This is a genomic window from Streptomyces sp. NPDC087901 (genome assembly GCF_044742205.1).
Taxonomy (GTDB): Bacteria; Actinomycetota; Actinomycetes; order Streptomycetales; family Streptomycetaceae; genus Streptomyces.
The window spans coordinates 16,063-37,686 of record NZ_JBIUUC010000003.1; the positions used below are offsets into that span (position 1 = coordinate 16,063).

Annotated in this window: 18 protein-coding genes and 1 pseudogene; 12 read left to right on the forward strand and 7 right to left on the reverse strand. The window is 70.6% G+C overall.

Annotation, left to right across the window (positions count from 1 at the left end; all coding sequences use genetic code 11):
- Nucleotides 1-2: 2 nt before the first annotated feature.
- Complete coding sequence (locus tag ACIOEW_RS09605; RefSeq protein ID WP_401963010.1) at nt 3-842, forward strand: tetratricopeptide repeat protein; 840 nt, start codon at nt 3-5, stop codon at nt 840-842.
- Between the two features lie 42 nt (nt 843-884).
- Here the strand turns inward: ACIOEW_RS09605 and ACIOEW_RS09610 are convergent, their stop codons facing one another.
- Nucleotides 885-2,900: a translation factor GTPase family protein gene (locus ACIOEW_RS09610; protein ID WP_362556308.1), complete on the reverse strand. Its 2,016-nt coding sequence runs from the start codon at nt 2,898-2,900 to the stop codon at nt 885-887.
- Nucleotides 2,901-3,302: 402 nt separating this feature from the next.
- Between ACIOEW_RS09610 and ACIOEW_RS09615 the strand changes: the two genes are divergently transcribed.
- From ACIOEW_RS09615 to thrS, 3 genes are all read left to right on the forward strand, one after another.
- A complete protein-coding gene (locus ACIOEW_RS09615; RefSeq protein ID WP_362556310.1) occupies nt 3,303-4,109 on the forward strand; it encodes a hypothetical protein in 807 nt (268 codons plus the stop codon).
- 196 nt (nt 4,110-4,305) lie between these two features.
- The gene (locus ACIOEW_RS09620) at nt 4,306-5,058 is read left to right on the forward strand and encodes a class F sortase (RefSeq protein ID WP_362556312.1); all 753 of its coding nucleotides are present in this window, start codon (nt 4,306-4,308) and stop codon (nt 5,056-5,058) included.
- Between the two features lie 117 nt (nt 5,059-5,175).
- The gene (gene thrS, locus ACIOEW_RS09625) at nt 5,176-6,474 is read left to right on the forward strand and encodes a threonine--tRNA ligase (RefSeq protein ID WP_401963819.1); all 1,299 of its coding nucleotides are present in this window, start codon (nt 5,176-5,178) and stop codon (nt 6,472-6,474) included.
- A 94-nt stretch (nt 6,475-6,568) separates the two neighbouring features.
- Here the strand turns inward: thrS and ACIOEW_RS09630 are convergent, their stop codons facing one another.
- Nucleotides 6,569-7,771: an MFS transporter gene (locus ACIOEW_RS09630; RefSeq protein WP_362556314.1), complete on the reverse strand. Its 1,203-nt coding sequence runs from the start codon at nt 7,769-7,771 to the stop codon at nt 6,569-6,571.
- An 80-nt stretch (nt 7,772-7,851) separates the two neighbouring features.
- Between ACIOEW_RS09630 and ACIOEW_RS09635 the strand changes: the two genes are divergently transcribed.
- The 5 genes from ACIOEW_RS09635 to ACIOEW_RS09655 all read left to right on the forward strand — a co-directional run bounded on the left by ACIOEW_RS09635 (nt 7,852) and on the right by ACIOEW_RS09655 (nt 12,626).
- Nucleotides 7,852-8,430: a sugar O-acetyltransferase gene (locus tag ACIOEW_RS09635; RefSeq protein WP_351003105.1), complete on the forward strand. Its 579-nt coding sequence runs from the start codon at nt 7,852-7,854 to the stop codon at nt 8,428-8,430.
- Between the two features lie 14 nt (nt 8,431-8,444).
- Nucleotides 8,445-9,002, forward strand: coding sequence for a TetR family transcriptional regulator (locus ACIOEW_RS09640; RefSeq protein WP_362556316.1), 558 nt, complete (start codon nt 8,445-8,447; stop codon nt 9,000-9,002).
- A gap of 103 nt (nt 9,003-9,105) precedes the next feature.
- Entirely contained in the window at nt 9,106-9,951 is an 846-nt protein-coding gene (locus ACIOEW_RS09645; protein WP_401963014.1) for a class I SAM-dependent methyltransferase, read from the forward strand.
- A 318-nt stretch (nt 9,952-10,269) separates the two neighbouring features.
- Nucleotides 10,270-12,081, forward strand: a complete 1,812-nt coding sequence (locus ACIOEW_RS09650) for a coagulation factor 5/8 type domain-containing protein (RefSeq protein ID WP_401963016.1) — start codon at nt 10,270-10,272, stop codon at nt 12,079-12,081.
- A gap of 290 nt (nt 12,082-12,371) precedes the next feature.
- Nucleotides 12,372-12,626, forward strand: a complete 255-nt coding sequence (locus ACIOEW_RS09655) for a hypothetical protein (protein WP_401963018.1) — start codon at nt 12,372-12,374, stop codon at nt 12,624-12,626.
- Between the two features lie 7 nt (nt 12,627-12,633).
- Here ACIOEW_RS09655 and ACIOEW_RS09660 read toward each other — a convergent pair.
- Both ACIOEW_RS09660 and ACIOEW_RS09665 read right to left on the reverse strand, forming a co-directional pair.
- Nucleotides 12,634-14,288, reverse strand: a pseudogene (locus ACIOEW_RS09660) (IS1182 family transposase).
- 119 nt (nt 14,289-14,407) lie between these two features.
- On the reverse strand, nt 14,408-14,980 hold the full coding sequence (locus ACIOEW_RS09665) for a TetR/AcrR family transcriptional regulator (protein ID WP_401963019.1): 573 nt from the start codon (nt 14,978-14,980) through the stop codon (nt 14,408-14,410).
- A 132-nt stretch (nt 14,981-15,112) separates the two neighbouring features.
- Here ACIOEW_RS09665 and ACIOEW_RS09670 point away from each other — a divergent pair, with 132 nt between their 5' ends.
- On the forward strand, nt 15,113-16,042 hold the full coding sequence (locus ACIOEW_RS09670; protein ID WP_401963021.1) for an SDR family oxidoreductase: 930 nt from the start codon (nt 15,113-15,115) through the stop codon (nt 16,040-16,042).
- Between the two features lie 74 nt (nt 16,043-16,116).
- On the opposite strand, the gene ACIOEW_RS09675 is transcribed toward ACIOEW_RS09670, so the two are convergent.
- The 3 genes from ACIOEW_RS09675 to ACIOEW_RS09685 all read right to left on the reverse strand — a co-directional run bounded on the left by ACIOEW_RS09675 (nt 16,117) and on the right by ACIOEW_RS09685 (nt 19,472).
- Nucleotides 16,117-17,493 carry an alpha-amylase family protein gene (locus tag ACIOEW_RS09675; RefSeq protein ID WP_401963022.1) on the reverse strand — a complete coding sequence of 459 codons (1,377 nt, stop codon included), beginning with the start codon at nt 17,491-17,493 and terminating at the stop codon, nt 16,117-16,119.
- A gap of 216 nt (nt 17,494-17,709) precedes the next feature.
- Entirely contained in the window at nt 17,710-18,567 is an 858-nt protein-coding gene (locus tag ACIOEW_RS09680; protein ID WP_401963024.1) for an ABC transporter permease, read from the reverse strand.
- The gene (locus ACIOEW_RS09685; protein WP_401963025.1) at nt 18,564-19,472 is read right to left on the reverse strand and encodes an ABC transporter ATP-binding protein; all 909 of its coding nucleotides are present in this window, start codon (nt 19,470-19,472) and stop codon (nt 18,564-18,566) included. Before ACIOEW_RS09685 ends, ACIOEW_RS09680 begins: the two co-directional genes overlap by 4 nt.
- Nucleotides 19,473-19,605: 133 nt before the next feature.
- Here ACIOEW_RS09685 and ACIOEW_RS09690 point away from each other — a divergent pair, with 133 nt between their 5' ends.
- Nucleotides 19,606-20,937: a sensor histidine kinase gene (locus ACIOEW_RS09690; protein ID WP_401963026.1), complete on the forward strand. Its 1,332-nt coding sequence runs from the start codon at nt 19,606-19,608 to the stop codon at nt 20,935-20,937.
- On the forward strand, nt 20,934-21,617 hold the full coding sequence (locus tag ACIOEW_RS09695) for a response regulator (RefSeq protein ID WP_401963027.1): 684 nt from the start codon (nt 20,934-20,936) through the stop codon (nt 21,615-21,617). Before ACIOEW_RS09690 ends, ACIOEW_RS09695 begins: the two co-directional genes overlap by 4 nt.
- Nucleotides 21,618-21,624: the final 7 nt, after the last annotated feature.

The window sequence follows — 21,624 nt, forward strand, 5'->3', positions numbered from 1 at the left end:
CGATGGCTCCCGAGAGGTACGACAAGGACGAGCTGCGCCGCCGGTTCGCCGAGGAGGCGCGGGCGGAGCGGCCTGATCTGGCGCTGCTCTGTCTGCTGCTGGGTGCGGAGGCCGATCCCGCGCTGGACGCGAACGGGACGGACGCGGCACAGATCGAACTGGACCGGCTCGCGGGCCTGCTGCCGTACGGTCTGCGCGGCGGCCACGCCTGGGCCTCGGCGCTGGCCGCACTGCTCGGCGAGCGCTTCGGGTTCCAGGGTGCGTCGGCGGACTACCAGCGGCTGGAGTCCTCGCTGCTGCACGAGGTGCTGCGCCGGCGGCGCGGGCTGCCGATCCTCCTGTCGGTGGTGTGGATCGAGGTGGCGCGGCGGGCGGGCGCCCCGGTGTACGGGGTGGCGCTGCCGGGCCATTTCGTGGTCGGTTTCGGGGATCCTGCGGAGCGGGTGCTGGCCGATCCGTTCGCCGGTGGGCGGCCGCTGACGGACCAGGACGCGGAACTGCTGGTGACGGGCGCGACCGGGGAGCCGCTGGAGGCGTCGATGCTGGTGCCGGCGCAACCGCTGGAGATCGTGCTGCGGATCCTGAACAACATCCGGGCGTGGGCGGCGGCCAGGCCCGAACGCAACGACGTGGCGCTGTGGGCGGTCGAGCTGTCCCTGCTCCTGCCGTCGCACCCGGCCAGGCTGCGTTACGAGCGGGCCCAGCTGCTGGTCCAGGGCGGGGAGTTCCTGCGCGGGGCGGCGGAGATGGACGAGTACGCGCAGGTGGTCGAGGACGTCGACCCGGCCGCCGCGGAGGCGGTGCGCCGGAGCGCGCGGGCGGCTCGGGCGATGCTGAACTGACGGTCCCCCCGCGGCCTTCCCGCGGGGGTGCCCGGGACCCTCTCAGTCCGGCCCGCCGCCCGCTCGCCTCACCGTGTGCAGCAGGTACTCCTTCCGGTTGAGCGGGTTGTGGTCCGTGCGGGAGCGCTGCGGGACGTTGCCGGTGACGGGGCGGTGGGTGTCGAAGGCGGTCTCCAGCACTCCTTCGCCGCGGGTCAGCCCCGGGAGCCGCTGCTGCAGTTCATGCACCCGGGCGGCCGGGATCTCGCCCTCCAGTACGCATCGGGTGCCGTCGACGGACGGGGGGCCCGGGACGGCCCGCAGGTGGGCGAGGGCCGGCAGGAGCGGTCCGAGTGTGTCCGTGGGGAGCTCCACCCGGAAGCGGTGCATCGGCTCGTACACCGTTGTGCCGGCCTGCCGGAGCGCGGCCATCAGGACCAGCGGGGTCAGCTGGCGGAAGTCCCCGGCGGTGCTCGACATGGACTTGTCGAACACGGCGTGCGAGTGGCTCTGCCGGGGCCAGTAGCCGGAGTGCGTCATCGTGACCGTGCAGTCGGTGACGCGCCAGCCGTACAGACCCTGTCCGAGCGTTTCGACGACGGTCTCCTCGACGGCTCTCATCAGGGAGTACGGCATCGAGCCGAGCTCCACCTCCAGCCGGTAGGCCACACCGCTGCCGGGCGGCGCCGGGTCGACCCGCAGTCCGACCGTCGCGAGAAACGGGTTGTCGTCCTTGTCGATGATCTCGAACGCGGCACCGGTGCCGGAAGGCCTTTCCAGGCAGATGGTCGTCGTTCCACGGAAAGCGACATCGATTCCGAATTCGTCCGAGAGCGTCGCCTGGATTACTTCTTTCTGCACCTCTCCGTAGAGCGACACGGAGACCTCCTTACGGATGTCGTCCTGACGCAGATTGATCAGCGGGTCCTGTTCGGCGAGCTGCGCGAGCGCGAAATGCAGTTCTCCCCGGGAGGCGGGCGGCGCGGGCACCACTACGGATTCCAGCGTCGGCGGGGCGAAGTGGCGCGCGGTGCTCGCCGCCCGGGTGTCGCCGACCGCGTCGCCGATCCGGATGTCGCCCAGCCCGCGGAGCTTCACGATCTGCCCCGGTCCGGCCGAGGCGGCCTCGGTGTCCGTGCCGTCGGCGAAGACACGGATGCCGGTCACCTTGCCCTCGGAGACCGCGTCGGGGCCCCGCCCGAACGACGGCCGGTCGCGGGTACGTACGGTCCCCGAGAACATCCGGACCCACGCGAGCTTCTCGCCGGCCCGGCCGCGCTCGACCTTGAAGACGGTGCCGGAGACCGGTCCGTCCGCTTCGCCCCCGGCCGCGGGCAGCAGCTCCTTGATCCCGCCGGTCAGGGCGGCGATACCGGCGCCCGTGACGGCCGAGCCGAAGTACACGGGGTGCACGAGTGCTTGTCCGGTCTGCGCCGCCAGTTCCGCACGGAGCCGGGCGGGCGGGAGTTCCTCGCCGTTCTCGACGTACGCGGCCAGCAGGGCGTCGTCGTGCTCGGTGAGCAGGTCGGTGAGCCGGCCCGTGAGCCGGGGGTCGTCGTCGGCGTACGGCACGCTGCGTGCGTCGCGGGTGCCGAGGCCGGTGACGGCAGGTCCCATCGCGACAGCGTGCGGCGTGAGCTTCTCCGCGATGTCGCGCAGCACCTGCTCATACCGGGCTCCGGCCCGGTCGGTCTTGTTCACGAAGACGAGCGTGGGGATGCGCAGACGCTGGAGCGTCCGCATCAGTACGCGGGTCTGGGCCTGCACGCTCTCCACGGCGGAGATGACGAGCACCGCACCGTCGAGCACGCTCAGGACCCGTTCCACCTCGGCGATGAAGTCCGGGTGGCCGGGCGTGTCGATCAGGTTGACCGTGACGTCGTCGAGGGCGAACGAGACGACTGCGGACTTGATCGTGATACCGCGCTGCCGTTCGAGCGCGAGGGAATCGGTCTGCGTGTTCCCGTCGTCGACGCGGCCGATCTCGTCGATGATTCCGGCGGCGTGAAGCAGCCGCTCGGTCAGGCTCGTCTTACCGGCGTCGACATGCGCCAGAATTCCAAGGTTGAGCGTGTGCACGGAACTCCATGTTCTCAGCGGTGGCGTGAATTCCCGTCTGAACGAACATGTGAGGTCGGCGCATGGAAATCTCCTGGTTCTGTCGGCTGATGCGGCGAGTACAACAGCGGGCCGGCCGGCGGCGCAACTCATTTACCGGAACCGTGAGCGCCGCCGCACGGTGAGGCCCCGTCAGCGAACGGGGGACCGGCGGGGGCCAAACCTCTCCCCGGCGCGCCGTGCCGTCCAACGGGTGATTATCCGTTCTTCGCCACTCGATGAGCCCACGCCGTAGCTCGAATGCGGAGCTCCCCGATGGCGCGCTCCGGACTCCGGGCTGACGGTGGATCACGTAGCCACTGCGCCACTCCGAGTCGACGCTCCGTCACTCTTCGCAGTCGCGACGAAAGGAAACGTGTTCAGATGCGCTCTGCCCGCACACTGTTCGCTTCGGCCGCCGTCACGGCGGTCCTCACGATCACCGCTCCCTCCGCGTACGCCATGACGGCGGGCGACAGGGAGCACGACAGCGGTTCGTCCTCCAGCAGCGAGGACGGCGGCTGGACGAAGGACAAGCCCAACGGCGGCGTCCACACCGGCGGCGGCGCCCTGGCCAAGACGGTCGCCGGCGACGAGCACGGCAAGTCGGACGACGAGGGCTGGAAGAAGGACAAGCCCAGCGGCGGTGTGCACACCGGCGGCGGCGCGCTGTCGATGACGGTCGCCAAGGAATGGCAGCCCGGCAACGACGAAGAGGGCAGCTCGTCCGACTGGAAGAAGGACAAGCCGAACGGCGGCGTCCACACCGGCGGCGGCGCGCTGTCGTCGACGGTCGCCAAGGAATGGCAGCCCGGCAACGACGAAGAGGGCAGCTCGTCCGACTGGAAGAAGGAGAAGCCCAGCGGCGGCATGCACGCCGGCGGCGGCGCCATGTCGATGACGGTCGCCAAGGAGTGGCAGCCGGAGAGCGACGAGACCGGCAAGGCCGAAAAGCCTGCGAAGACGGAGAAGGCCGAAAAGGGCGAGAAGGCCGAGAAGAGCGAGAAGAGCGAGAAGAGCGACGAGGGCTGGAAGAAGGACAAGCCCAGCGGCGGCGTGCACACCGGTGGTGGCGCGATGGCCATGACCGGCGGCGGTCTGGCGGCCGGTTCGCTGCTGCTCCTCGGTGGTGTCGGTGTCGGCGCGTACAAGGTGCGCCGTCGTCAGGCGACGGGTGGCGCGATGGCCTGACCCGGCCGCACCGCGAGCCGGTCGCTTCGCTGTCGCGGCCGCCGTCCCTCCGGACGGCGGCCGCGGCGCCTTCGTTTTCCCCGGGGACTCCCGCCCGGATCAGGCCCGGGTCGCACGGCCCGTCCCGACCCTGACGGGAGGGACCCGGCCCTACGCCATCACCGCACCGCCCCGCACGGACGAAAGGCACGCTCCCATGACCGCCCCGCAGTCGCCCGGTTCCCCCTCCTCCCGGACTGCCTCCGACACCGTCACCCTCGGCCGCGCCCTGCTCTGGCCCGCCGCAGTGGCCGGGCTCGGCATGCTCCTGATCTACAACTCCATCGGTCCCTCGGCCGACGACAAACCACCCGCTCCGTTCGCCGCCGCGGCGCCCGCCGCCCCGGCCCCCGCCGCCCCGGCCCCCGCCTCCTCACCGTCCGCCACCGTCCCCCGGCAGGTCTCCCCCGCCCCTGTTCCCTCCCCCACCACCGCACCGGCCCTGTCCCGTTCCGTACCGACCCGGCTCAAGATCCCGGCCATCGCCGTGGACGCGCCCTTCACCCCGCTGTCGATCGGGGCCTCCGGCCGCCTGGACGCCCCTCCCCCGAACGACAGGAACCTGGCCGGCTGGTTCAAGGGCGGGGTGACGCCCGGCGAGCGGGGGGCCTCGATCGTGGCGGGCCACGTCGACACGATGACCGGCCCCGCGGTCTTCCTCCAACTGCGTTTCCTGCGGCCCGGATCGACGGTCGACATCACGCGCGCGGACGGCACCGTGGCCACGTTCAAGGTCGACACCGTCGAAACGTTCAGCAAGGCGAAGTTCCCCGACAAGCGGGTCTACGCCGACACCCCTGACGCCCAGTTGCGCCTGATCACGTGCGGCGGCACCTACGACAAGAAGGCCAAGGACTACGAGGACAATGTGGTCGTGTTCGCGCACCTCGACTCGGCCAAGAAGGGATGAGCCGCCGTGCTCCCCCGGCGAAAATCCCCGTGCACCGGACCGCCGGCCGCTGCTAGCGTCCCCCGTATGAAGCGCGCTGCCATGACGACGACGCCGGAGAGTGTCCCGGCGCGCTGACTGCTGACCAGTCCGAAGCCCCGGGGCGAGTGCCCCGGGGCTTCTGCTTGCGGTCACTCGCCCTTCGTACGCGAGGAGACCGCCATGCACGACCACCGCAGACTCGGCCGTGAGCTGGAGCTGTTCGACACCGACCCGCTGATCGGCGCGGGTCTTCCGTACTGGCTGCCGGACGGGGCGGCGCTGCGGCACACCCTGGAGGAGTACATCCGCACCGCCGAGCGGCTGGCGGGCTACCGCCACGTGTACTCGCCGGTGCTCGGCAAGCGGGAGCTGTACGAGATCTCGGGGCACTGGTCGCACTACAGCGACGACATGTTCCCTCCGATGGACCTGGGCGGCGAACAGGTCGTACTACGGCCGAGTCTGTGCCCGCACCACGCGGTCATCTACCGCTCCCGCTCCCACAGTTACCGCGAACTGCCGCTGCGGATGGCCGAGCTGGGCGGCATGTACCGCTCCGAGCTCTCCGGGGTGCTCGGCGGGCTGACCCGGGTACGGGCCATCCAGCTGAACGACGCCCACATCTTCTGCACCCTGGACCAGGTCGCCGGGGAGGCGGGGGCCGCACTGGACATGATCCGCCGGGCGTACGAGGCACTCGGCATCCGGCCGGCCCGTTTCCGGCTCTCGCTGCCGGGGCCGGGCGGGAAGTACGTCGCCGCGCCCGCGATGTGGCAGCGCTCCACCGCCCTGCTGACCGAGGTCCTCGACGCGTCCGGGCTGCCGTACGAGGCGGTCGAGGGCGAGGCCGCGTTCTACGGGCCGAAGATCGACGTGCAGGTCGCCGACGCGGCGGGCCGTGAGTCGACCCTGTCGACCGTCCAGGTCGACTTCCACCAGCCCGAGCAGTTCGATCTGCACTACATCGGCGCGGACGGGGCGAAGCACCGGCCGGTCATGGTGCACCGCAGCATCATCGGCAGCGTGGAGCGGGCCGTCGCCCACCTCATCGAGCAGCACGGCGGCGCGTTCCCCGCCTGGCTCTCCCCCACCCAGGTCGTGATCCTCCCCGTCTCCGACGCCGAACTGCCGAACGCCGAGGACCTCGCCCGCCGTTGCCTCGCGCTCGGGCTCCGCGCGGAGGTCGCCGCCCGGGAGCGCGGCAGCCTGGGCGCCCGCATCCGGGAGGCCCGGAGGGTGCCGTACCAGGCGGTCATCGGGTCGGCGGAAGCCGCTGACGACCGGGTGGCGCTGCGACTGCGCGACGGGCGCCGTCTCGACCCGCTGCCGGTCGCGGAGGCACTGGCACGGATCGGCGCCCTGGTCGCTGCACACAGCACTGATCTCTGGGGCTGAAGCTGTCCCGCAATTCCCGGCGGGACAGCCCTTGGTGCCTCTCGTCCGAATCGTGCCGGGCTCGCGGGGTCCGGCATGATCCGGACGAGAGCCCCTAGTTGGCTACGGGCTCCGGCTCCGCATCGGTGCGGCGGGCGGTGTCGAGCGCCCCGGCCAGCGTGGACGCGACGATCAGCAGGGCGAGGACGACGGTCATCGTGAGCCGGAGCCCGATGTGGTCGGCGAGGAAGCCGAGTGCGGGCGGGCCGACGAGGAAGGCGACATAACCCGCGGTGGAGACCGCGCCGACCCGTGCCGCCGCGTCGTGCGGGTGGTCACCCGCGGCGGACACGGTGACCGGGAAACCGAGGGAGGCGCCTAGCCCCCACAGCACCGTGGCGGCACCCGCCATCACCGGGCTCGGCGAAACGATCACCACCGCCAGGCCCAGCGCGGCGATGACCGCGCTGATCCGGACGACCCGGACGGGGCCGAAGCGCTCCAGGAGGGGGCCGCCGGCGAAGCGGCCGAACGTCATCGAGGAGGCGAAGACCAGGAAGGTCAGCGAGCCGGCGGTGGCGCTCACCTCGTAGCCGTCCACCATGAGCAACGGCAGCCAGTCGTTGGCAGCCCCCTCCGCGAAGGCCATGGCCAGCACGATCACCCCGATGAGGACGAGCCGCCGGTCCCGCCAGACCGCGAACTGGCCCCGCCGCCCGCCCGGCCCGGCGGCGCCGGCCGCCTCCTTGCCCGTGCCGTGCGGGAGCGCGCGGACGGCCAGGACCGCGGCGGCGGCGACGAGCACCGAGACGACTGTCAGATGCCATCCGACGGGGAACGCGACGGCGGTCAGCGCCATGCCCAGCAGCGCCCCGACCACGGTGCCCAGGCTGAAGCAGCCGTGCAGCACCGGCAGCACGGGCCGGCCGATGACCCGCTCCACGTCCGCGCCCTCGATGTTGAACGCGACCTCCGCCAGCCCCATCCCGCCGCCGAACAGGGCCAGTCCGCAGAAGACCCCGCCCGCCAGCGCCAGACCGGTACCGGCCGCGACGACCAGCAGCCCGGCGACGATCAGTGCCGCGCCGACGGTGATGGCGGCCCGGCCCCCGTAACGGCGTACGAGCGGGCCGGAGGCGGTCACACCTGCCATCGAACCGGTGGACAGGCCGAAGAGCACCAGCCCCATCGCGCCGGTGGACACGTCGAGTCCGTCCCTGACGGCCGGAGTGCGCGCCACCCAAGAGGCCATGCCTGTTCCGGCCGCAAGCATGAAGAGGAACAAGGCGGCACGCCGGCGGCGTGTTGCGGCATCCATGACAGCGGGCCTCGGCAGTTCAGAAGGGGAATCCAGCAGGAGCGTACGATCGTACGCCCTTGGAGTGTACGATCGTACCCATGACGGACCACTTCGCGGGAGACCCGCGTACGAACCATGAACGGATGCTCGCCGGGGACCTCTACATCGCCGACGACCCCGCCATCGTGGAGGCCCAGCGGCGGGCGGTGCGGCTGGCCGCCCGGTATCTGGCGGCCTACACCGAGGACCCGGACGCCGCGCAGCCCGTCGTCGCCGAACTCCTCGGCGGTCTCGGCGCCGGTGCGCACATCCGGCCGCCGCTGTACGTGGACTACGGCTCGTACATCACGGTCGGCGAGGACACGTTCATCAACTACAACCTCACCGCACTGGACGTGGCCCCGATCACGATCGGCCGCGACTGCCAGATCGGGCCGAACGTCCAGCTGCTCACCCCCACCCATCCGGTGGAGCCGGAGCCGCGCCGGGACAAGCTGGAGGCGGCGAGGCCGATCACGATCGGCGACAATGTCTGGCTGGGCGGCGGCGCGATCGTGCTGGCCGGGGTGACCATCGGGGACAACAGCGTCATCGGCGCGGGAGCCGTCGTGACCAAGGACGTCCCCGCCAACGTGGTCGCGGTCGGCAACCCGGCCCGGGTGATCCGCTCGATCTAGACAAGGGAAACGCCGTGGCGACCGGACAGAACGACCCCGAACGGCGGGAGCGCATCATCACCGCCGCGCTCGACCTGATCGCGGAGGAAGGGGTCGCCGGGACCTCGCACCGCAAGGTCGCCGCCCGCGCCGGTGTGCCGCTCGGCTCGATGACGTACCACTTCGGCGGCATGGACGAGTTGCTGCGAGAGGCGTTCATACGCTTCTCCAGCAGCATCGTCGCCGTCTTCGAGGAGCGTCTCGGCGCCGCCTCCACTCCCGACGAAGCCCGGGAGGCGGTCGCCGACCTGGTCCACCACCTGTCCGGCGGCAACCAGCGCGAGCTCGTCCTCACCCACGAGCTGTACACCCTCGCCGCCCGCAAGCCCGCCTACCGTGAGCTGACCCGGGAGTGGATGCGCCGCAGCCGCGTCGCCCTGGAGTGGCACTTCGACCCGGCGACGGCCCGTCAGCTCGACGCGCTGATCGAGGGTCTGTCCATCCATCGCGCCCTGGAGACCGAGCCCCACGACCGGGCCCTGACCGTCGAGGCGATCGCCCGCATCACGCGGGCTCACGGTGTGCTTTCCTGACGCACGCCCCCAAGACTCCTGGCCGGCACCCCACCTGACCAAGGTGCCGGCCAGGTCACCCCTGTGGTTCGCCGGCTCACCCGGCGGACCGAACGGAGCGGGAATGGCTGAGGACTGGCAGTGGGACAGCACTCTGTTCCGGGGCAGTGCGGCCCACTACGCACGCGGACGACTTCCGTACGCACCCGGCTGTGCGGACGTGCTCGCCGGCGCGCTCGGCCTGACCGGAAGCGGCCGGCTCCTCGACGTCGGCTGCGGGCCGGGCACCGTGACACTGGACATGGCGCCGTACGTCACCGAGGCGGTGGGCCTCGACCCGGACGAGGACATGCTGGCCGAGGCGGACCGGCGGGCCAGGTTGCGCGAGGTGCGCCACGTGCGCTGGGTCCATGCCCGGGCCGAGGACCTGCCGGCGGGCCTCGGCACCTTCCACGTCGCGGTCTTCGCCCAGTCGTTCCACTGGACTGACCGGGAGCGGGTCGCGGCCACCGTGCGCGAGATGCTGGAGCCGGGCGGCGCGTTCGTCCACCTCAACGAGCTCAAGGATCCGCCGCCCGATCCGGGGCCTCTCCCCCTGCCCCCTCCGCCGTACGCGCGCATCGGGGACGTGGTGCGCCGGCGCCTGGGTCCGGTCCGCCGGGCGGGGAGAGGGACCCTGGTCCACGGGACCCCGAACGGGGAGGAACAGGTGCTGGAGCAGGCCGGGTTCGGGAGCTGCGAACGGCATGTCGTGCCCGCCGGGGACATCGTCCTGCGTGGCGCCGACGACCTCGTGGCGTGGGTGTTCTCCCGCTCCGACTCGGCCCCTCACCTGTTCGGCGGGGAGCTGGCGGACTTCGAACAGGAGGTACGCGGCGTGCTGCGCGAAGCCTCGCCCGGCCTCCGCTTCGCGGAACGGCTGCCGGCGACCGAGATCAGGATCTGGCGGAAGACACGCGGGGAGCACTGACGGCTGCGGACCGCCGCGGCCCGCCGTTCCCGCCTCCGGCGGGCTCCCGGTGGCCGCGTGGATGGCCGAGCAGCACCGCAAGGGCAACATCATCTCCTGAACTCAACCGCACCCCGAACTGAGCGCGAATCGGGTCAATTGCCTTTCTGCTGGCGTTAATTGTTGCGCTCAGATGGATCGAGTGAGGCTCCTGTTGCACACCTCTTGACGTTTCCCGGGTGACAGCGGAACCATCAACACCCGTCGGAGAGCGCTCTCAGAGCGCTCTCCGAAGAGCTCGTCGTGTCACCCGTACCACGACTCAGGAGACGTACGCCCATGCATGTTCCCCCCACGGAATCCCCCACAACTCCCCCCACGGGAACCCCCACCGCATCCCGGCGCAGGCGCCGGACCCGCTCGTTCGGGATCGCCGCGTTCGCCGTTTCCCTGCTCATGGCCGTCCCCACGGCGCAGACCGCCTTCGGCGAGGACGCGCAGGCCATCGAGGGCGGCGGCGACCTCGGACCCAACGTCATGGTGTTCGATCCGTCGATGCCCGACATCCAGGCCAAGGTCGACGAGGTCTTCAAGAAGCAGGAGTCGGCGCAGTTCGGCACCGGCCGCTACGCGCTGATGTTCAAGCCGGGCACGTACAACAATCTCAACGCGCAGATAGGGTTCTACACCTCGATCGCCGGGCTTGGACTGAACCCGGACGACACCACGTTCAACGGTGATGTGACCGTCGACGCCGGGTGGTTCAACGGCAACGCCACGCAGAACTTCTGGCGTTCGGCGGAGAACCTCGCGCTCAACCCGGTGAACGGAACGGACCGTTGGGCGGTGTCGCAGGCCGCCCCCTTCCGTCGGATGCACGTCAAGGGCGGGCTCAACCTCGCGCCCGACGGCTACGGCTGGGCGAGCGGCGGGTACATCGCCGACAGCAAGATCGACGGGCAGGTCGGGCCGTACTCGCAGCAGCAGTGGTACACCCGGGACAGCTCGGTCGGCAGCTGGGGCAACGGCGTCTGGAACATGACGTTCTCCGGTGTCGAGGGCGCACCCGCCCAGAGCTTCCCCGAGCCGCCGTACACCACCCTCGACAACACACCGGTCTCCCGCGAGAAGCCCTTCCTCTACCTGGACGGCGCCGACTACAAGGTGTTCGTCCCCGCCAAGCGCACCAACGCGCGCGGCACTTCATGGGGAAACGGCACCCCGCAGGGCGAGTCGATCCCCCTTGACCAGTTCTACGTGGTCAAGCCCGGAGCGACCGCCGAGACGATCAACGCGGCGGTCCAGCAGGGCCTGCACCTGCTCTTCACGCCCGGCGTCTACCACGTCGACCGGACGATCGAAATCGACCGTGCCGACACCGTGGCGCTCGGCCTGGGCCTTGCCACGATCATCCCGGACAACGGGGTCACGGCCATCAAGGTCGGTGACGTGGACGGCGTGAAGCTCGCCGGACTGCTCGTCGACGCCGGCACCACCAACTCCGACACGCTCATCGAGGTCGGCCCGGAGGGCGCGTCCGCGAGCCACGCGGACAACCCGACGTCGCTGCAGGACGTGTTCGTGCGGGTCGGCGGCGCGGGCGCCGGCAAGGCCACCACCGGCATGGTCATCAACAGCAACGACACGATCGTCGACCACACCTGGCTGTGGCGCGCCGACCACGGCGAGGGCGTCGGCTGGGAGACCAACCGGGCCGACTACGGCCTCCAGGTCAACGGCGACAACGTCCTGGCGACCGGCCTGTTCGTCGAGCACTTCAACAAGTACGACGTGCGCTGGTCCGGCGAGAACGGCAAGACGATCTTCTTCCAGAACGAGAAGGCGTACGACGCCCCCAACCAGGCCGCCGTCCAGAACGGTGACACCAAGGGGTTCGCCGCCTACAAGGTCGACGACTCCGTCACCACCCACGAAGGCTGGGGACTGGGCAGCTACTGCTACTTCAACGTCGACCCGACCATCCGTCAGGACCACGGCTTCGAAGCACCGGTGAAGCCCGGCGTGAAGTTCCACGACCTGCTCGTCGTCTCCCTCGGCGGCCAGGGCCAGTACGAACACGTCATCAACGACACGGGTTCGCCCACGTCCGGTACAACCACCGTGCCGTCTCAGGTGGTGTCGTTCCCGTAGGGATGTGAGAGAGGTGCCGGGTCGGGGTTGCCGCAGGGCGGCCCGGATCCGGCCCGGCAGCCAGGTGCGCCCCGCCATGGTCATGATGCTGTTGGCGAATTGAGCCCGATCTTGGGGTGAGCCCTCGCTCACTCCGAGATCGGGCTGCTTCACCCGTGGGCGGTGCTGCGAAGATGTGCTTCGTGGTTACGGTTGCGGAGTGGGAGACGATCCGGGGGAATCTGCGCTTTGGGCAGGTCTTCCGGGGCACTGTCGTGAAGGTGCCCAGACCTGGGGCAATTGGGTTCTTCGTGGACATCGGACTGGACGTCGGCGGCTTCGTTGACGTCCTGCTGTTGCCGGAGCAGGAAGAACGCTGGCCCGTCGAAGGCACGGTCGCTGATTTCGAGGTCTGGTGGGCGGACAGCCGTCAGCAGGTCCGGCTGAAACCGTCCGATCCGCAATATCTGCGGGCGGACTTCGCGGACTTCGCGGCGCGTGTCAGGCCCAGTTGGCCATCCGATATCGGCCGACCTGTTGGGCCGCCGGCCCATCAGGTCGGATAAGCCTGCCTCACTGCTCGATCGGCAGAAGCGCCGCGAAGTGTGAGACGCGGGTGCGGGCTCGGGGTGTTTGGGTGAGGTGGGCGTCGACGCGGACGAGGTTGATCGCGGCGCCTGTGAGCTGGTGTTGGAGGCTCGCCTTGGCCAGGCCGCAGTAGCGGGATCTGCGCAGGCCGCAGCGTTGGACGCCTTGGGCGATGGTGCCCTCGACGCCGGCTCGGATCTTGTAGCGCTCTTTCCACTCGTCGGTTTGCTGGAGGGCGCGAGCCTGCTGGAGGGTGTCGTACTCTTCGCGTGGCCGCAGGGTGAGCTGTCGGCGCTGAGTCGTTGGTGCGCTGAGGCAGTCACCCCGGCGTGGACAGGGACGGCAGTCCAGCACTGAGAACGCGACCCGGATGACGGGCATGCGCCGCTGTGAGGTGTGCACGGCCCAGGCCTTGCTGGTCCGGCCGTTCGGGCAGGTGACGCGCTGGTTGTCCCAGTCGATGGTGAAGGCGTCCTGGCCCCAGGCGCCGTCATCACGTGCGGACGGGACAGTGTTGACTGCCTGAAGCGGGCCGTGCAGTTGGACGCCGTGGTCGCGACGGGCTGCGACCATGGCTGGGCTGTTGGCGTAGCCGGTGTCAACCCAATGTTCCCCGGGCAACAGCTCCCGCCGGGCGAGCCCGGCGTGGACCTCAGCAGCCATGCGGTCGTCATTGACCGCGGCGGCGGTGGTCACCACGTTCGTGATCAGGTGCGGGATATCGGGGCCGCACGTCTCGCTGAGGTGGACCATGTAGCCGTCCCAGTCCAGGTCGCGCTTGGAGCCGGTGCGGGTCTCGGTGTCATAGGGGGTGACCAGGCGTTGTGTGCCTGGTGGGCGGTCTTTTGGGGCCCGGCGCTCCGCCTCGCCTTCGACACGGTGGAAGTGCTGGACCCAGATCGGCCGCAGGACCTCCACCTGGGGCAGAGCGCGCAGATGACACGGCGCGTCTGGCGAGGTCACGGCCTGGAGCAGCCGCATGCCGTCGGTGCCGATCCGCCGGCCAACCTCCTCCCGCTTGGAGCGGGCCTTGGGCAAGCGCGAGTCTTCGACCCGGGTGGCATAGTGCCGGAACCAGTCCGGCTCGGCGATCCGGTTCAGCCACTCAGGAGAGGCCTGGGCCAGTGCGTTCAACGCCGCACGTAACGCCTCGGCCACCATCTCCAGCCAGCGCAGCTCCCGCGCCGCCGACAGCACATGGGTTGAGTCCGTCCGTGCTTTGCCGCCGCTGGCCAGCAGGCCTTGTCCCGGGCCGCAGCAAGGATGCCGTCCAGCACCCGCCGCCCGGCGTCTGCCTCGATGAGCGGTCCCGAAATTCCGATAGCACCGAGAAGTCGAAGCCAGGATCCGTCAGCTCGAGCCCGAGCGCGTACTTGAAGTCGATCCGGGCCCGCACAGCCTCAGCGGCCTGCCGGTCGGTCAGCCCTCCACGAACTGCAGCACCAGCACGAGAGCCAGCCGTCCCGGCGACCACGCGGGCTTGCCCCGTGACGGAAACAGGCCGGAGAACTGCTCGTCGGTGAACAGCGTGCCCAACTCGTCCCGGACCCGGATCGCCAGGCTGCCCTTGGGAAAGGCAGCCTTCGCCACCCGTGCGGTCTCTTCTGGGACATCCCCGGTACCACCGACCGCATCGACATGGACATCCTCCCCCTGCAGCAACGTCGGTCTCCAAGACCACAACCGAGTTTTGGAGACCGACGTCACGCGGGCGCCGAATTAACCAACAGCATCGTGGTCATGGCGGGGCGCACTGCCGTCAGGAACGGCCGCCGGCCGTCACGGCCTTGAGCTCGTCGAGCGCCTCCTGGATGAACTCCCCCATGCCCAGCTCACCACTGCCGCCGATCCAGCGCCCGAAGGCGACCTTGAAGACGGCCACTCCCGCCTCGCCCGCCAGGCTCGCGGCGGGTTCCGGGACGCCGCGCTCCCGCAGCGCCCCGCCAAGGGCCGCGGCGAGCGAGTCGAGCTTGACCAGCTCCCGCTCCTGAAGCTCCACGTTGGCCGAAATGATCTCCTGGCGCCGCCGGGACTGCTCGCGCCGCTCGTCGAACACGGCCGCGGCCGCCTGGAGCGCCCCGGCCACCGCGTCGATCGGCGACGCGGACTCGGGTGCCTCGGCGAGGGTGTCCACAAGGAGACCCTGGAGCAGGACGGAGCCACCGAACAGGACCTCGCGCTTGTCCGCGTAGTGCCGGAAGAACGTGCGCTCCGTGAGCCCCGCCCGTCCGGCGATCTCGGTCACGGTCGTCTTCTCGTAGCCGCGCTCGCCGTAGAGCTCCATTGCAGCCTGCTCCAGCCGGCCGCGCGCGTTCGGCTCCCATCGACTCATGCCGCCGATTCTATGGGATGACAGTCACTGACATCGGAGATAGGGTGATGACAGTCGCTGACATCGATCCGCTCCTGGTGTGCCCCCGCGAGGGCCGCCGCCAGGACGGTCGGCCCACCCAGGAGGATTCCCATGCGTGTATTCATGACCGGCGCGTCCGGCTGGATCGGCTCCGCCGTCGTTCCCGAGCTCATCGACGCGGGCCACCAGGTCGTCGGGCTCGCCCGCTCGGACGGCTCGGCCGAGGCGCTCACCGCCGCAGGGGCCGAGGTGCTGCACGGGGACCTGGACGACCTCGGCGCCCTGCGCGACGCCGCGGCCGCCGCGGACGGCGTGATCCACCTCGCGTTCAAGCACGACATCGCCTTCTCGGGGGACTTCCAGGGCGCCGCCGGCGCGGACCGTCGCGCCGTCGAGGCCTTCGGGGAGGCGCTCGCGGGATCCGGGAAGCCGTTCGTCATCGCCTCCGGGACGCTCGGGCTCGCACCGGGGCGGGTCGTCACCGAGCGGGACGGGCAGAGTCCCGACTGGCCGGTGCCGTTCGAGGCTGCGCGGGCCCGGCTGGCCACCGCCCTGCTGACCGTCTCCCTCGCCTCGCGCAACGTCCGCTCGTCCGTCGTGCGCTTCCCGCCGACGGTGCACGGCGAAGGCGACCACGGCTTCATGGCAGCCCTGGTCTCCATCGCCCGCGCCAAGGGCGTCTCCGGCTACATCGGCGACGGCGCCAACCGCTGGCCGGCCGTGCACCGCGCCGACGCGGCCCACCTCGTCCGTCTGGCGCTGGAGGCCGCACCCGCGGGATCGACGCTGCACGCGGTCGGCGAGGAGGGCGTCCCGATCCGCGATGTCGCCGACGCCATCGGACGCCGGCTCGGCCTTCCCGTCGCCTCGGTCTCCCCGAAGGACGCGGACGCGCACTTCGGCTGGCTGGGCGGCCTCGTGGGCGTGGACGGGCCGTCCTCCAGCGCCCTGACCCGCGAGTCGTACGGGTGGCAGCCGACCAATCCGGGACTGATCGAAGACCTCGACAAGGGGCACTACTTCGACACCCCCACCGCGTGACAGCGCACCACCTGCCGTAAGCCCCTCCGCTCCGACGGAGGCGCTTACGGCCGGTGGTGCGCCGGGCGTGGTGATCAGCCGTGCAGCGCCAGCGCACCCTTCGCCGGTACGGTCGCCGTCACCGTGCCGTCGTCGCCGACCTGCACCGTGTTGCCGTCGCAGGCGTCCGGGGATGCCTGCGCCACGTTGCAGTACGTGCCGGCCGGAAGCGACGTGGCGAACGTCTGCTGGAGCTCGCCGTCACCGTTGTTGATGGCCACGAAGCCCTTGTCCCCGCGGCCGAAGGCGATCGCCGACGATCCGTTGTCCCACCAGTCGGTCAACTCCGCGCCCGCCGTGGCGTTGTGGAAGCCGACCATGCCGGTGATCGCCGTCTGCGTGTGTGTGCAGGTCCAGCCGGCGCCGCCGCACGCGGCCGCGCCACCGTTCGGCGGACCGGCGTCCTTGTCCGACCACTCGTAGCCGGAGTAGACGTTCGGGGAGCCGTAGGGCGAGGCGAGCATGAAGACGTTGGCCAGGGTGTAGGCCGCGCCGTCCTTGTACGTCAGCGTCGAGCCGTTGCGCTCGGTGTCCCAGTTGTCGACGAACGTACGGGCGCTCGCGCTCGCCATCTTGCCGTCGGCGATGTTCTTCAGGCCGGTGATGCCGCCGCTCTGGAAGGCGCTCTTGAGGTGCCCTCCGTAACGGAACTCGTCGACGTCGCCCACGCCGGTGTACTCGTCGGGCTGGACGGCCTCGCCACCGCCGTAGATGACCTCGGTGACCCAGAAACCCGGGTCGGACATCTTGCCCTTGATCGCGGCGATGTCATCGGCTGCCATGTGCTTGGCGGCATCGATACGGAAGCCGTCGACGCCCAGACCGCGCAGGTCGGAGAGGTACGCGGCGATCGTCGTACGGACGGCCTCGCTGCCGGTGTCGAGGTCGGCCAGACCTACCAGTTCACAGCTCTGGACGTCGTTGCGGTCACCGTAGTTGCTGATGTCCTTGCGGCAGGAGTGGAAGTCCTGGTCCTGGAAGTACCCGGGGTAGTCGTACTTCGTGTACCCCGTGCCGCCGGTACCCGTGCCGGAGCCGGACGACATGTGGTTGATGACGGCGTCGGCGACGACCTTCACCCCGGCCGCATGGCAGCTCTCCACCATGGACGTGAACGCATCGCGGTCACCGAGGCGTCCGGCGATCTTGTAGCTGACCGGCTGGTACGAGGTCCACCACTGGTCGCCCTGGATGTGCTCGGAGGCGGGCGAGACCTCGACGTAGCCGTAGCCGGCCGGACCCAGCGAGTCCGTACAGGCCTGGGCCACCGCGTCGTACTTCCACTCGAACAGGGTTGCGGTGACGGTCTTGTCGCCCGGCGGGGTCGCCTGGGAGGTCCAGGGGGCGAAGGCGGTGACCCCGGCGGCTGCGAGCAGGCCGGCCAGTGTCGCGCGAGCGGCGCGGGAACTCAATTGCGGCTCCTTCGTTCGCGGGTACGGATATGGGGTCCGTACCCGGCGTGGGTGGCCACGCGCCTGGCCACCGTGGGGGAGTTCGGAGCCTGCCGTCAGGGCGGTGGACACGTCAAGAGATCACGCAAGAATCTCCAGAATGTTTCTGAAATGCTTTGCAGGGAAGGTGAATCGGGGATCTGCGGTGCGGTGGGACCGGCTCACGGAGGCGGTCCGTCACTGGTCTCGGCGGTGCACCGCGACCACCGCGACCGTGCCCGCCAGCAGTGCCCAGAGAGCGTAGACGGTCCAGGCTCCGGAGGCTGCCCACGGGTAGAGGACGGACGCGTGGAGATCCGAGACCGACAGCCGCTCCCACGCGCTGAAGGGCAGCGTGTGCTGGAGTACCGCAGTCAGATGGCGGCGGTCGCTGAGGACCATCGGAAGCAGAAGCAGCACCACCACGCATCCGATGACGGAGCCTCCGGTGTGGCGGATCACCGCGCCGATCGCCAGGCCCGCGAGCGCGGCCACCGGCGCGAGCAGTGCGGAGGCGACGACGAGGCGCAGGGCTCCTGGGTGGGAGAGGGAGACCGAGGCGTCCCGGCCGGCGAGTATCGCCTGCGTCGAGGCGAACGAGGCCAGGGCGACGAGTGCGCCGAACACGGTGGTGACCGCGGTGAGGACGAGAACCTTGGCCGCCATGACCGAGCGGCGGGCCGGGACGGCGGTGAACGTGGTGCGGATCAGGCCGGTGCCGTACTCGCCGGTGATCGATACCGCTCCGATCGCGGCGACGGCCAGCACCAGCACCATGGCGGCGTTCCCGGTGAAGGCGTCCATGAGGGGCGAACCGTTGGCGATGAAGGACTCCCGGCCGCGCTCGTCGTACTGGTACCAGTACTTGTAGTGGTCGTAGGCCGTGCCGGCGTTGAACGCTATGACGGCCAGCGCGGTGATCGCATACATCCAGGGGGTCGAGCGCAGCGACCACGTCTTGAGCCACTCGGCGGCCAGCAGGTCGCGGAAACGGGCGCGAGGTTCGTCGTGCGGCACGCGGCCGGCGGGTGCGGTCGGGGCGGTTGCCGTGGTCATCGGGGGTCTCCTGCGAGGTATTCGACGCTGTCCGCGGTGAGTTCCATGAACGCCGCCTCCAGCGAGGCGCCGAGTGTGGTGAGTTCGACGAGCGGGACGCGGTGGTGGAGGGCGAGCTCACCGATCCGGGCGGCGGTGAGGCCGGTGACCGTGAGCCGATCACCGTCCGGGACCACCGCGGCACCTTCCGCGGTGAGCAGCGGGGTGAGGGCGGCGGTGTCGGGGGTGCCGACGGTCACGCTCAGCCGGGTGGAGCGGGCGGAGAACGCGGTCAGACTCTCGGCCGCGATGAGCTCGCCGCGGCCGATGACGACGAGCCGGTCGGCGGTGTGCTCCATCTCCGTCATCAGATGGCTGGAGACGAACACGGTGCGGCCCTCGGCGGCGAGCCGGCGGAACAGCCCGCGCACCCACAACACCCCTTCCGGGTCCAGACCGTTGAGTGGTTCGTCGAAGAGCAGCACCGGGGGGTCACCAAGCAGTGCGGTGGCTATGCCGAGGCGCTGGCGCATCCCGAGCGAGAAGCCGCCGATGCGACGACGAGCCGCTCCTTCGAGGCCCACCTCCCCGAGCAGTTCGTCGACCCGGGCGCGGCCGATCCCGTTGCTGCGGGCCAGCATCGCGAGGTGGGCGCGGGCGGTGCGGCCGCCGTGGACGTCGCCCGCGTCGAGCAGGGCGCCGACATGCCGCAGTCCGCGCGAATGCTCACGGAACGGCCGGCCCTGGAGGGTGGCAGTTCCCGCGGTCGGCTCGACCAGACCCAGCAGCATGCGCAGCGTGGTGGTCTTGCCGGCCCCGTTGGGTCCGAGGAAACCGGTGACCTCGCCCGGCCGTACGGTGAATGTGAGGTCCTTGACGGCGGTTGCCGCGCCGTATCGCTTGGTCAGTCCGTTGACTTCGATCACGAGAACCACTGTGCTGTCCGCGGCCCCCGTGCGTCGTCGGACCGTCGATGACATCTGTCCGGGACCGGTGTCGACCACGGTCGTACAACCGTGGTCCGATGCCGCACCGGTGGCCAGTGGCTACGATCGGCGCATGTCCCCCTCACTCTCCCTTCCCCTACTCAAGCGCGTGCCACCGGGTTGGTGGGTGGGGGCGGCCTGGTATGCGGGCGTGCTGCTCACCTTCCTCGTGCGGGTGCGGCTGCCCGGGGAGTTCGAGCCATCCGTCCGGCCCGGGGTGCTGTTCTACCGGTGGGACGGTCTGCTGACCCAGCTGCTCGCCGCGGCCTTGGCGGCGGGCGGCTGCGTGGTGCTGGAGCGGCGTCCGCTGAAAGGCCTGGCACTGTTGCTGGGTGCCGCCACACTCGCCACGATCTCGCTGAGCGTGGGGGAGATTCCCCTCGCCCAGTTCCTGGCCGCCGATGTGGCGCTGTACTTCATCGCCGCCACCCGGTCGCGCCGGACCGGTCTCGTCGCCCTCCTGATGGCGCTCGGCGTCCTCACCGGCTTCCTGGCCGTCCGGCTGCTGGCCGGGTGGGACGTCGGTACGTCGGCGGAGCTGGTCGTCGCCCTGACCGCGATCGTCGCCTGGCTGGTGGGAGGTTCGGCGTACGAGACCCGTCGGCACGGCGAGAGTCTGGCCGCGCGGACCGCCGAACAGGCAGTGGCTGAGGAGCGGTTGCGGATCGCCCGCGAGATGCACGACATAGTCGCGCACAGCGTCGGCATCATCGCCCTCCAGGCGGGTGCGGCAGCCCGTGTCGTGCACACCCAGCCGGACGCCGCGCGCGAGGCGATGAGCGCGGTGGAGACCGCGGGCCGGGAGACCTTGTCGGGGCTGCGCCGGATGCTCGGTGCGCTGCGTCAGGCGGAGCCGGTCCACGAAGGGGTGGAGGGGGAGACAGCTCTGCGTCCCGCGGAGGGTCTCACCGACGTCGACCGGCTGGCGAAGGCCACGACCGCCGCCGGGGTCCGGGTCGACGTGCAGTGGCGCGGCGAGCGGAGGTCGCTGCCCCCGGACATCGATCTGTCGGCGTTCCGCATCATCCAGGAGTCGGTGACCAATGTGGTCCGCCATGCCGGCACCGACTGCTGTCGGGTGTCCGTCGAGTACGGCGCCGAGGAGCTCACCATCGAGGTCGCGGACCGCGGCCGGGGTGCCGACCGGTCCACGTTCACCGGGTTCGGCCTCGTCGGCATGCGGGAGCGGGTCGCCCTGCTGCACGGGAAGTTCGCCGCCGCCCCGCACCCGGAGGGCGGCTTCCGGGTGACGGCCCGGCTGCCGGTGCCCACTGCGGAGCCGGCAACAACGACGGCAACGCCCACGCCCACGCCCACGCCCACAGCAATGCCCACGGCCACAGCAACGGCAACAGTCACGGCAACGGCCGCGGCAACAGCGCCGGCGACGGGAGAAACCGCATGAGCGACGGAACGGCCGCCCCCGCGGAGCCGATCCGCGTCGTGCTCGCCGACGACCAGCCGCTGGTGCGCACCGCACTGCGCATGGTCATGGCCGACACCGCGGACATCGACGTCGTCGGCGAGGCCGGCACGGGCGACGAGGCGGTCCGGCTGACCGCCGAACTGGCCCCCGATGTCGTGATGATGGACATCCGGATGCCGGGGATGAACGGCATCGAGGCCACCGAGCGGATCGCCGCAGGACCGGCCACCGCCCATGTGGTGGTCCTGACCACGTTCGACGACGACGACTACGTGTACGGCGCCCTGCGCGCCGGCGCGGCGGGCTTCCTGGTCAAGGACATGGCGCTCGACGACATCCTGGCGGCGGTCCGGGTGGTGGCGGCCGGGGATGCCCTGATCGCGCCGAGCGTCACCCGGAGGCTGATCAAGGAGTTCGCGGGGCGCCCCTCGTCGTCGCCCCTGCGGCGCCCGCTCACCGCGATCACCGACCGGGAGCGCGAGGTTCTGGTACTGGTCGGCAGCGGGCTGTCCAATGCGGAGATCGCCGAGCGGCTCTTCATCAGTGTGGCCACGGCCAAGACGTATCTGACCCGGCTGCTCGCCAAGCTCGATGCCCGGGACCGGGTGCAGCTCGTCATCATCGCGTACGAGGCGGGGCTGGTTTCCGCCTCCCGGTGACGCGGCA